This is a genomic window from Niabella aquatica (genome assembly GCF_054779315.1).
Genome location: NZ_BAAGYM010000005.1, coordinates 146,283 through 157,811 on the forward strand (window position 1 = coordinate 146,283; position 11,529 = coordinate 157,811).

Consider the following 11,529-nt stretch of genomic DNA (forward strand, 5'->3'; position numbering starts at 1 on the left):
CCAGAAAAAAAATTGACCAGATTAATGAAGTAATAACCAGCTAAATGCTGACAACAATGCAATTTGGAAAGCTGAGGCAACTAAAATATTTAGCGATTTTAATAAGAATGGATTTTAACGTTATTAGTGTGCTATATGGTAACTATTCTAAAAAATAATGAAAGTTTAACCCCATATGTGTTCTACACAAGTTTCTTAAGGGATGTTGCGCTATATATAAAGGATAATAATAATATTGAATTTAAACTCTTTGAGAATGGGGACAATTTTATTTATGAATCAAAATATAGAATTGATCCAATCACAATTCCTTTATTACTGAGTTTAATGGAGCAACTTAGCAAATTTTATGAGGAACCGCTAAAATTTCACTTGTTCAATAATAAAGCCACCAAAGATTCACTTAACTTTTTATTCAAGAGTGGTTTTTTCAACATAGCAGGTAGTAATAATTATTCACCATATGGAAGGAATATTTTAAATTTCGACATTAACTATTTAGGAGGATTTGGTCAAAAAGATCCGAGACCTGAACACAGGGTTAGATGTTATTCCTTATTTGATAACAGCTTAAAAAAAAGATTAACTAACTATAAATCGGAAGATGAACAGCGAGATTTTTTAATCTCTGAATATGTTTATTTAGTACGAGAGCATTTTCAAGAGCTACTATTTGACAACGATAATACTTATCTTAATTCGGATTATTATATTGAAATACTATCAGAACTGATTACAAATGGAGTCTTGCACTCCAAGTCCAATACATTTGCTTTAATGTTTGTGAATCAGTTTTCTACGAAATTCTCAATTTCAGATAATGGAATTGGTTTTGAGGAATCACTTAAACTAAAAAAGGAAGGGTTCCTATACAAACCTAATGAATTAAAATCATCACTCGATGAATTGAGATTATTAAATATTAATGATAGAATACTTCATAATTTGAATTATGTAGTTGAAACTCTATTTTTCTCATCGTTAAAAGATCGAAGAGGGCTCTTCGATCTAATGGTTTCAGTAGTGCTTAATTCTAATGGGTATTTTAGACTACATTCAGAAAACTCCCAAATTATCATCTCAAATAGAATGAGAAATGAGCTAGACGTTTTATATAAACTTAGAAATAGGTTGTATGATATTTATAAAGAAATTTTAATAACTAAAGTAGATCAGTCTGGTTTTAAAGATGAAATGATCCTGATTAAAAATCAATTGCTCGCCAACTTTAAGATTCTATACAAGAATTTATGTGACAAGTACAATAATGATTTCAAATATTCTTCCCTAAGGTTTTTTAATGTAAAATTTAGAGGAGTACATATTGAAGTGGAAATCCCTAATAGAATTTCATGATAATTTCTCACATAAATACGGAACATTATGCCTACTTTAAACTTCACGCTGAGGAGGTTATTTCGTCTAATTATTTAAACGATAATAATGAGGGTATTTATATACGCAGCCTTCAATTTGAAACGGTGAATAGAGTTTATGAGCATATTAAATCCATAGCTTTAAATAATAAATATATCGTTCTGGATTTTGAATTTATTGACTATCTGCAAGCTAACATACTTGATAAAATAGTGGACGTAAGAGATTTAGGGTATCATCTAGTTTTTATAAACTTAGCCCCATCAATCTTGACTTCATTATCTGTTAAAACAGTTGTTAATCATAAAAATGTAAAAAATACAATAAAAGGATTCGACATCTTCTATTTTTTTTCAGACGAGAGCTGTGAGATGTATGATGTAGAAATAAATAGCAGAAAAATATTTTATGAAGAGTTTAAATCGCGGTTAAAAAAAGGAAATTACATTGTAGAGTATAATAAAGTTCATACCTCTTCATTTGTTTATTTAAAGTCGTTTATTGATTTAAAAAAATTTATAAGCCACGAAACTCCTTTTATATATTTTTCGATCTATTACTTAGCAGTTAAGCTAAAAAAGAAGTGGAGTTCTTACTTAGACAAAAATCCGATTTTGGTAGGACAAAGCTTAACTAGCGCCTTTGTAGTTTCTATCCTGTCCAAGTTGCTAAAGTTGCAAATATTGATTTTTGATAAAATCGGGCCGATTACAAAATTGTACAATAAACTAGACAAACCCAATTTTGAAAACAAGAATTATATAATAGTATCAGATTTGGTTTGTTTAGGCACTGAAGTGAAAATTACTAAAAATTTAATTGAGTTTTCTGGAGGTAAATATCTAGGTAATATTTCTCTTGTTAAGGTTGAAACATTAACTAGGGATGATATGCGTTTAGATAACATTGATAGAACTATTTCGGTCTTTTCCGTAAGTGATAAGAATAATATAGAACTGAACTATAATATATATACAAACTTGAAGCCATCTTAATGGGTAGCATAATTTTACATATTTCAGATCTTCATGTTTCTCTGGACAAGAAAATTGGCGGTGAAAGTAATCCTCATGATTCATACCTGAGCACCTCTTTAGATAAAGAGCCTTCTTTTCAATTTATTGATAGATTTATCGATACCATTAAAAAGGATTTTCCAGCTTCAAGAATATATTTGTTAGTTACTGGCGATATTACAAATGCAGGGGAGAAAAAGGAATTTGAATTTGCATTGGAATTCCTTAATAGAATGATTTTAGGGCTCAGTATTAATACAGAAGATATACTTCTTCTACCTGGGGATCATGATCTTAATAGAAGATCCATGGAGATTTTACTGGTAAATAAGGAAGATAGCACTGAAGCCGAAATTAATATATGTAAGTACAAAAATTTTTCAGAATTTTATTACGGATTACTCCATAAAGAATTTGATCCAAACGCGGTTATTTGTAGTACTCTGATAGTTAATGATTCAATATTACTTCTTGGACTTAATTCGAGTATCCAAATAAACTTGGCGCAAAGATTAGGAATAATTCCTCTTCAAATGTTTGAAGAGGAATTGGCAAAAGTTCCAAGCCTAAAGGATTTTAAAGTTATCGCTTGTACACATCATAATTTGACGTCCTCGTATGAAGACAAAAACAATGGGCAATGGGAGCCTTCTAATAGAGATGTTTTTATAAGTAAATTAATTAGTTCTGGTATAGAGTTTTTGTTTACAGGAAATGAACATTCAAATAGTGCTAAAAGTATAAAAAATGGGCATCTTACCGCGAGCGATGCAGGCACAATAAGCTCAAAGCAATATGAATCTACATTTAAAGTTTATGAGGTGACTATTAATGATGACATCATTTTATCAAACAAGATTTATGTACTTCAAAAAATCAATAATAATGATTTGCCATATCAGTGGGATATAAGAACTAACGATCGATTCGATCAACCGGACTCATTTACGGTGTCACAAAAAAAGCCACCTGAAATAGATGAGCATATAACTGAGATGGTAGTTGATTTAGATGATAGAATAACGTTAGATTCTGAAGTTGTTGAAAATGATGGTAATAAAAATGAAGTTGCGGACTATTACTATGATCCCGAATTTTCTGATGTTTTATATGATCAAATGAGAAAGATAAATGTTTTTCACTCTGGGCATTTTCATTGGAGTGAAACTTCTCGAGCTCATAACTGGATTGATGTATCAAAACTAATTGAAGATAAAGAAACGCTTGATATATTAATGAATGCTATTGCAGACGTAATAAATGTAAAAGAAATCTACAAGGATTTAGATTTAATAATTGGGCTTGGTTATGAGGGTAATATAATTGCTTCAAAATCGGTATTGAAATATGGAATGCCATATTCTTTTCTGCCGTATTCATACAGGTATGAAGAGCATCACAAGTTTGAAAAAGAATTGAATTTTGGGAATGATGATGGTAAATTTCAAAATGTTCTTATAATTACAGATGTTGTCAATGATGGCAGAACTATAAGGAAATTAATAAAAAAGCGACATGGTGATTTTTTTTCAAATGTCAAAAATGTTTTTGTAGTGTCGTTGTTTTATACTGGGCAGGAAAGTATTAATAAAAATATACTCAATTTCAATTATCTATCTAACCAGCCATGGTTTGATAAGGAGAATGATGAAGAGGTTAATAATATTACTTTTTATACAATAAAGACTTTAAAAGTCGAAAAGTGCCCTTACGGAAAGGACTTTAGGCAGCAGTGTTTTATTTATAAAGATAGTTTAAGCTGTGTGAATTTGTTTTATGATGAGTCAAAATATCTTAAAAAGTAGTAGTAAATTTGTTGATAACAAAGGGAAAGTTCTTTAAACTTCCTTTTTACTATATTTTCAATGTCGTTTGATAGTAAAGCTTTCGGAGAAAAGATTAGTCGTTATAGGGAGCAACTTAAGCTCTCTATTGGTGAGGTCGTGGAAAGAACGGGAATAGAACCGTCTCGTTTAAAAGAACTTGAAGAAGGTAAAAGTATTCCAACTGGAGATGAAATATTGATTTTTTCTGATTTTTATAAACAGGACTATATTTATTTTATAAGCAACCAACAAAAAGCAGCTTCAGAACAAACCGATATTTTATATAGACATTATGGTAATGATTTTTCGAAGGAAGATAGATGGGCAATTCAAGAGTTCATGTTTTTGTGTGAATGCGAGGAGTTTGTTTTTAAGGCATGCGGATTTAAAATTATTGATTTTTCATTTACACCTTCTGGCAATTTTTATAAATCTCATGGTCGGGAAGCTGCAAAAAATCTGCGCAAAATACTAGGCTATGAACCCACAAAAACAATATTTAATCCATATCAAATATTGCGAAAATTGGGGATTCATATTTTCCGACGTAAATTAAATAATTCGAATATATCTGGTTTGTTTATTGATCACCCGGTAGCAGGAAAGTGTATTTTAGTTAATTATTCTGAAGATATTTATCGTCAAAATTTCACTCTTGCCCATGAATTAGCGCACGTTATTTTTGATTATAAAAATAGTGTAACTGTTTCTTATGAGAATTATGATGGTGGCCAAAAGTTTGATTTAAGAGAAGTTCGTGCTAATGAATTTGCATCGGCATTTCTTATTCCACAAGAAATATTTGATTTAATAAAAGACCGACTGTTGACCGATAATGGATTTCGTGAGTTGGCGAAACAATTGCAAGTTAATACAGAACCATTATCAATAGCGATGCTAAATGCCGGAGCTATATCGCGAGAAAAATATAACCATTTTAAAAATCTTCGCTTAACCCACTCCGATAAAATAGACCCTGAGCTAAAGGGCCTATCTGCAAAAATTTATGAGGCCAAATCTAATCTTTTGCAAAAGGGGCTTAGTGATTTTTATGTAAGAAAGTGTCATGAGGCGTATAGTAATGGGCATATTTCATCGGGTAGACTCGCAGAAATGCTTTTATGCGATGAATCAGAACTTGTTGATTTGCTTAAACTGTTTAGTTTGAAACTGGCTTATGACAATTGATATTACAATATGTCAGAAAGTAAATGTAATTGATAGTTGTTCAATATGGAATTTGCTTTCATCTCTTATTTTATATAACCGAGTTAAAATAAACGGTTTTTACTTTTCTATAACTCAGTTTGTTGAATATGAATGTCTGTTTAAGGTAAGAACAAGTCCTACAACTGAAGACAGAGAAATTCAAAAAAGACTAATTAAAGAAAAGAAATATGGTAGCTTTCCAACGCATTATTTATCAATAGATGATTTGCAAGATTCTGACATTCTTGAACACAGCCAACACCTAGGCAGAGGAGAACTCTCATCCATCGCATTTTGTAAAAAAACAAATCAAGTTTTTTTGACTGATGATCAAAATGCAAGGAAGATTGCAAAGTCCATTTTGGGAAGTGGAAGTGTACAAACTGTCCCTCATTTAGTAGGTTGGCTTTTTTATATAGGTATTTTAACTGATGGCGATTTAGAACCTTTGATAGAACAACATAATTCGTTTGCAAGACCATTAGAACCCTATTTTCGTATTATGCATAATGAAGCAATGCGAATTAAGCTAATGATAAACAAATCAAGTTAGTACATTATATAATTTGAAACAAATGTTAGATCTTGTAAACGGCTTTACTAAACTAGATCTTGAAACATGTGATTTTGTTCGTGCAGATTACGCCTATCTAGCTTATTGGATATTTGATGCTCCTTAAAATCAGCCTTCATACACATAGACCTTAGCCACCGCTCCATTATCATTAAAAGTTAGAGTAAGGCTGCCTGTGTTAATGCCCTTTTTTGAGTAACCCAGAAAATAGGAAATTTCGGTATTATCGTCGGAATCCGGATTGCCTAAAAGATCGATAATTTCCTGACGGGTCATACCTTCTAAATGATAGCGGTTTCGAAGATCGTTCATCATATCCCAACGAAGACTTATTGTTTCTTCTGAAGCGAAATTTGAATGCTTCCATTTTTCGGAATTGAATTTTTCATGGGTGAAGGTGCCGCAGGATGTAGTAACCAGAACCAAAATAAACAAGAACGCAGTTGTTATATGTCGGTTCATCTTTTTGAGATTTTATTTTTCCCCCCGCGTGAGGGATAGCAGCGGATACCCCGCTGAAGATGTTGTGCGTTGGCCTCGTGGCGGAGTAGCAGCGAATAGCCCGACCTCGGCCGTGCACTTGCCCCGCAGCACTGGCAGGGCCGGGGGCACGCCCTAAAAAATTACTTTGCCGGTATTAGCCTTTTTAACTCGGCCATCATCTCATCCTTCTCCTTCATCATTCGTTCATACAATGCAATCTTTTCCTCGTGCAGTTGAAGCAATTTATCAATAGGATGAACATGCATCGTTCCATAGTTAAAAGAATTTCCAAAAGCGTTATCACCAAATGTATTTGCAATCACATTCACTGCCTGTTCTTCGTCAAAATTCTGAAAAGCTTCCACGGGTATTTTTAATGCAGCGGAGATCTGCCGGAGCAGGGGCACATCAATGGTTTCTTTGGTTTCCAGTATGGATATTTTCTTTTGGTTCCAGTCATCGCCCAGCTCCAGGGCCAGGGTTTCCTGCTTTATGCCCAGCATTTCGCGGAAACGCTTTACATTACGGCCTTCGTGTATCTTTTTCTCCATAGCATTTGTATTTGTCATAGGTTCAAATTTAAGTTTTTTAAAGCGCCCAGGCTCTTTTTTCTAACCGGGGGTTATTCAATTGCTGCAGTGCCAACAGCACTTTGGTTCTGTCTGTAGCGGATAAAAAAGCAGGGATAAGCACTTTCATATCAATCTTCAGTAGTTTGCTGATCACCAGCAGATCGGTTAGCTGAAACGGTTTAACGCCATTGATGAGCTCCGACATGTGGGTTTTACTTTTATGACCCAAAACAGCAGCCAGTTGCTCTTGTGTAAGATCGAGCGCTTTTAGTTCCTTTTTTATCCGGGCCGTCCTGTTTTCAATAAAGAGTCGTTCAGATTCGGCCAGTTGCTCCGCCCGGCTGCTTTCTGCCAGCTTAGCAGCAGTGGCTACTGTGTGTTTGTTCCATTCCTTTTTTTCATACGCGGCAATGATGCTACGCAGCCGGCTGCGCCTTTTTTTTAAATGCGGGTTTTCTTTCGCCAGCAGGCGTAGCTTGCGATCGGCTATCATAGCCCGCTCGTAATCCAACTCATTGGTAATGGAACCCACATCTATCAGCTGTTCTATATCAAATGCTGTTTTCATTATTCGATGTATCCTTTATTCCTGAGCCATTTTTCAATGGTCAGTTTATTGTTTTTAAAAATCCGCTCGTAATCATCGTGCGATCCGGCCCATATAATAGTAGCTTCTCCTTCATCATCGTATTCCACCAGGATCAACCTACGGTGAATATGAATATCAAAAAAATAAAAACCATCACTATGTACACAATCGGCATCTTTCCGAACTTTCGTTATTGATGCAGTTCCTGGATCAAACTGTTCCAGGTCCCGAATAAGCTGATCGATAGCAGTGCATAGCTTTTTATTTCCAATGTTTTTCGATTGTAGCTTTACCAATATTTTTATACCGGTTATACGCATTGCAAAAGTAATTAAAAGTTCGGTTTTATTCCGAATTTTATAGATTGTTTTTCTAAAATTTATTAAAACCGGTGTTCTTGTATTTTCTCATCCATTATTGGGCATTTATCAATGGTTCAAACATAGGCTTTACGCTCAATAAGTTACTCCTATAAAGATAGCTAAAATATCCGGAAAATGGTATAAAATATACGGATGGGAACTTGAATATCCCTGTGTGGTGGCGGTACTTTGTGGTACTGTAAAATACCAAAATGTTCACTAAAATAGTAACCATGAAAAATAAAACACCTAAAGACCCTTTTGATGCGGCATGCTGGAGTAAGGACTGCATTATGAACCCGATGAAAGTGTTTGCCGAAGTTTTTTCTTATGCCGATATTGAGAACCTGCGCGGGGAGGTAAGGCGGATTGCCACCCATGCCGCTGCTGACAAAATATACCGGCGGAGCGCGCCCTGTGATGTGCTGCTGGATATGAAAGTGGTACGATCTGCCCTGTTGGCGGCGCATGCGCTAAGGAAGCGCACTGGCGCGGCGATTGATTCACCGGCTGTGCGGCTGGTGGCACCCTTTGCGGACTATTGCTGCGGTATAGGCAAGCCAAACCCCTGGGGCGATTTCCCGCGCAGTTTGTCCATTAAAGCATATTGCCATCCATACCGGGTGTTTGCAAAGCTGTTCCGTCAACAGGGTCTGGCCCTGTGGCTGTCGGATTGGGAGGCACTGGTAGAAGCGGCGCTAAGCCCGGACAATGCAGGGCTGCGGCTGAACGCTATGTCTATTTGTACGGGCCTGACCAGGCTATTGGAAGCCGCGCATTTGGTGTGGGTACGGGAGGGGGGCGGTGGCATAGAAGCGGCATCTGCCGGATCGGAAGTGACTGCCCCAAAGGCCGTGGGAGGGAAGGTGCTGGTAGTGGCGTGAGGACGTTTCCCCGTCGTTAAGACCATAGCGGAGGAACTTCTATGGGAGCATTGTCGTAAAACGAGGATTGAAAAATTTGACAAACAGGGCGGCATTATGTAGAGACGTCTCCCCGCCACAGTCGGGCAGGCACTACGGTCGGCGTGACGGTGCTTTTTTCTCGTTGACGTAGCGATGTATTGCCCGGACCGGATAGTTGAAGTACTGCTGTTCTTTTTTGAAAGCCGCTTTTAAGGAATATAGCAGAGGGAAACAACAAAATGAGTGTGCTGAATGCTGTACGTAAGAAACTTATACACAGAATACTTGCTGTGATCAAAAGACAAACGCCCCTATAAAATTAATTGGGTGTTGTGATAGAAAATCAGGACGACATTGATTTAAGCCACTTGTCAACAACAGCCTGTCGAACCGTTGACCAACGGGATAATTACATCTTTAATCCCGAATATTTTTTCTTTGGATCTTTCTTATAATGAAATATTTTCCAGATGATTACAGACTGAATGTCTTCTTCAATAGAATATATAATAACAAAAGGATATTTCCTTAACCCGATTTCGTAAAAGTACTTGTAGGTGTTTCTGTATCTAACCGGATAGTTGCAGATCTTATCGATGGCATCGTCTACGGCATTTATAAAGCCTAATGCCGCTTTCTCGCTTTGTTCAAGGTACCACAATAGTGTTGCTTCATAGTCTTTTTGGCCAGGCTCGTGAAAATGATATTTGTAACTCACTTTTGCTTTGCTTTGGACAAGAGTTTGTCAATACGCCGTTTACTCTCCGCCGCAGTTACCAGGTTAGTGGAGCCTTTTTTATAAGAAGCATAACGAGCGTCCAATTCCTTCTTTAATTCGCTGGTATACTCAAAAGAAGATTCTTTTATTTCATCCTCTACCATTACATAGATAGCTTTTAATTTTTTATCATCAGCTATCTCCAGATAATTATGTAATTGTTCTTTTATTGTTGCAGTATCCATAATAACTTTTTTCTTTAACGCTCACTATTTCTGCTACCTGGTAGCAAAAAAGATAGTAGTACAAATTTACTATTTTTTCAGTAAGAAAATTATTACTAAAAGGCGCCAATATGTGAATCAGTATCAATGTATTACAAGATATTGAAATTTTTTGGCTATGTCTGGCAACGAATAGGTGGAGACGTTACGGTTTTCCGTAAGAACCGTTTTTTATAAGTGAGTAGATTTATATAAAAATCAATGTATATAAGATGCAGGTTATTAAAGACCTAAGTTCCGGATTTTTCCTATATTTAAAGGACCGAACAAAAAATTGACTAGTTAATGGAACATCCGATTGCTGTACACAGCCCGCCTGCTACCTGGTTTTTGTACAGTATACAAGCACAGCGGGTTTAATAGTTAAATAAGAAGTTGGAGTTCTGTTGAATATATTCTAAAGTTACTTACCTATAAATTTATGAAAATAGCGTTATGATGAAATTTTTGCCCTATCATGAGCTTACTGCTAATTACTTTGAAAACAATAAACAGATTTGGGAGTTTTTCTCAAATACCATAAATAAAGAGGCACAGCTTAAAGAATTTAAACTAAATCTGCTCAAAAATACCTATCAATTCAGTAAAGAGGGAGAACCCGGGCTGTTTAATAAAGTATCCATAGCAAAGGAGAAGCTTGGATTGTTACTTCCTGTACACCTTTATCAGGCCCAGAATGCAGAAGAGGTGAATGCAAGTGTTTTGTATCTGAATAAAGAAGTGTATATTATTTTTAGTGGCAGATTATTGCAACTTTTGAATGATGCCGAGCTGCTTGCCGTTATCGGTCATGAGCTGAGCCACGTGTTACTGTATACACAATTAGATGGTAAAATTGAAATTGCAGACAGGATTATATATGCATTAGCCAATAACGCAGGAAGCTCTCCCGCTCATTTTGAATCTGCCAGGTTGTTTAAATTATATACAGAGATTTTTTGTGACAGAGGCGCATACTTAGTAGCCGGTAATTATCCTGATGTCATCACGTCACTGGTGAAAGTAGTAACCGGGCTCACTGCTGTTAATGCAGATGGCTACATTAAACAGGCCGAAGAAATTTTCTTAACGGATGCCCAAACAAAAACCACCGGGGTATCGCATCCTGAAAACTTTATAAGGGCCAGGGCTATTTGGCTCTGGCACAATAAAGGTGCTGAAGCCGAGTTGGAAATAAAGCAGATGATTCAGGGACACACGCCCATCGACGAATTAGACCTGTTTCAACAGCATCAAATGAACTTAATTACAAAAGAACTGGCACAGTTGCTTTTAAAGCCGGATTGGATGCAAACGCCGCATGTTTTGGCCTTAAGGCAGCAATATTTCAATGCAACTGAGGCAAAAGAACAACTCAGCAAAGAGCAAATGAAATTAGCGATAGCGCCTTTACACGCAAGCCTAAAAGATTATTTTTCCTATGTGCTCTATGATTTTTCGATGGCTGATAAGGAATTAGAAGATGCTCCGCTGGGCCTTTGTTTTTCTATTGCTGATGAATTGGCTTTGGAGGAGCAATTTTTAAATGTAGTAAAAAAAGAAAAGAAATTGACACAGAAAAAGACGCTTGCTTTAAAGAAACAGGCGCTTTCGGTTTTAGAAAAGTTATAACAC

The 11,529-nt window shown here is 35.8% G+C and carries 13 protein-coding genes; 7 read left to right on the forward strand and 6 right to left on the reverse strand.

Annotated elements, in window-relative coordinates; all coding sequences use genetic code 11:
• The first annotated feature begins 135 nt into the window (after positions 1–135).
• From ACYVBM_RS05585 to ACYVBM_RS05605, 5 genes are read left to right on the forward strand one after another with little or no spacing between them, the layout of a single operon-like run.
• A complete protein-coding gene (locus ACYVBM_RS05585; protein ID WP_460684638.1) occupies positions 136–1,356 on the forward strand; it encodes a hypothetical protein in 1,221 nt (406 codons plus the stop codon).
• Positions 1,353–2,372 (forward strand): hypothetical protein, encoded by a 1,020-nt coding sequence (locus ACYVBM_RS05590; RefSeq protein ID WP_460684639.1) that lies wholly within the window; start codon positions 1,353–1,355, stop codon positions 2,370–2,372. Before ACYVBM_RS05585 ends, ACYVBM_RS05590 begins: the two co-directional genes overlap by 4 nt.
• Complete coding sequence (locus ACYVBM_RS05595; protein ID WP_460684640.1) at positions 2,372–4,198, forward strand: metallophosphoesterase; 1,827 nt, start codon at positions 2,372–2,374, stop codon at positions 4,196–4,198. The genes ACYVBM_RS05590 and ACYVBM_RS05595 overlap by 1 nt, the downstream gene beginning before the upstream one ends.
• Positions 4,199–4,258: 60 nt before the next feature.
• Entirely contained in the window at positions 4,259–5,407 is a 1,149-nt protein-coding gene (locus ACYVBM_RS05600; RefSeq protein ID WP_460684641.1) for an ImmA/IrrE family metallo-endopeptidase, read from the forward strand.
• The gene (locus ACYVBM_RS05605; RefSeq protein ID WP_460684642.1) at positions 5,397–5,981 is read left to right on the forward strand and encodes a hypothetical protein; all 585 of its coding nucleotides are present in this window, start codon (positions 5,397–5,399) and stop codon (positions 5,979–5,981) included. The genes ACYVBM_RS05600 and ACYVBM_RS05605 overlap by 11 nt, the downstream gene beginning before the upstream one ends.
• Positions 5,982–6,110: 129 nt before the next feature.
• On the opposite strand, the gene ACYVBM_RS05610 is transcribed toward ACYVBM_RS05605, so the two are convergent.
• The 4 genes from ACYVBM_RS05610 to ACYVBM_RS05625 all read right to left on the reverse strand — a co-directional run bounded on the left by ACYVBM_RS05610 (position 6,111) and on the right by ACYVBM_RS05625 (position 7,966).
• The gene (locus ACYVBM_RS05610; RefSeq protein WP_460684643.1) at positions 6,111–6,464 is read right to left on the reverse strand and encodes a hypothetical protein; all 354 of its coding nucleotides are present in this window, start codon (positions 6,462–6,464) and stop codon (positions 6,111–6,113) included.
• Between the two features lie 161 nt (positions 6,465–6,625).
• Positions 6,626–7,054, reverse strand: a complete 429-nt coding sequence (locus tag ACYVBM_RS05615; RefSeq protein WP_460684644.1) for a helix-turn-helix domain-containing protein — start codon at positions 7,052–7,054, stop codon at positions 6,626–6,628.
• A 19-nt stretch (positions 7,055–7,073) separates the two neighbouring features.
• Entirely contained in the window at positions 7,074–7,625 is a 552-nt protein-coding gene (locus ACYVBM_RS05620; protein WP_460684645.1) for a helix-turn-helix domain-containing protein, read from the reverse strand.
• Entirely contained in the window at positions 7,625–7,966 is a 342-nt protein-coding gene (locus ACYVBM_RS05625; RefSeq protein WP_460684646.1) for a hypothetical protein, read from the reverse strand. The genes ACYVBM_RS05620 and ACYVBM_RS05625 overlap by 1 nt, the downstream gene beginning before the upstream one ends.
• A 275-nt stretch (positions 7,967–8,241) precedes the next feature.
• Here ACYVBM_RS05625 and ACYVBM_RS05630 point away from each other — a divergent pair, with 275 nt between their 5' ends.
• Positions 8,242–8,892: a hypothetical protein gene (locus tag ACYVBM_RS05630; RefSeq protein WP_460684647.1), complete on the forward strand. Its 651-nt coding sequence runs from the start codon at positions 8,242–8,244 to the stop codon at positions 8,890–8,892.
• Between the two features lie 430 nt (positions 8,893–9,322).
• Here ACYVBM_RS05630 and ACYVBM_RS05635 read toward each other — a convergent pair whose 3' ends face one another.
• Together ACYVBM_RS05635 and ACYVBM_RS05640 are read right to left on the reverse strand one after the other, a co-directional pair.
• On the reverse strand, positions 9,323–9,631 hold the full coding sequence (locus ACYVBM_RS05635) for a type II toxin-antitoxin system RelE/ParE family toxin (protein ID WP_460684648.1): 309 nt from the start codon (positions 9,629–9,631) through the stop codon (positions 9,323–9,325).
• Complete coding sequence (locus ACYVBM_RS05640; protein ID WP_460684649.1) at positions 9,628–9,876, reverse strand: hypothetical protein; 249 nt, start codon at positions 9,874–9,876, stop codon at positions 9,628–9,630. The genes ACYVBM_RS05635 and ACYVBM_RS05640 overlap by 4 nt, the downstream gene beginning before the upstream one ends.
• 474 nt (positions 9,877–10,350) lie before the next feature.
• Between ACYVBM_RS05640 and ACYVBM_RS05645 the strand changes: the two genes are divergently transcribed.
• Entirely contained in the window at positions 10,351–11,526 is a 1,176-nt protein-coding gene (locus ACYVBM_RS05645) for a M48 family metalloprotease (RefSeq protein WP_460684650.1), read from the forward strand.
• Positions 11,527–11,529 lie beyond the last annotated feature (3 nt).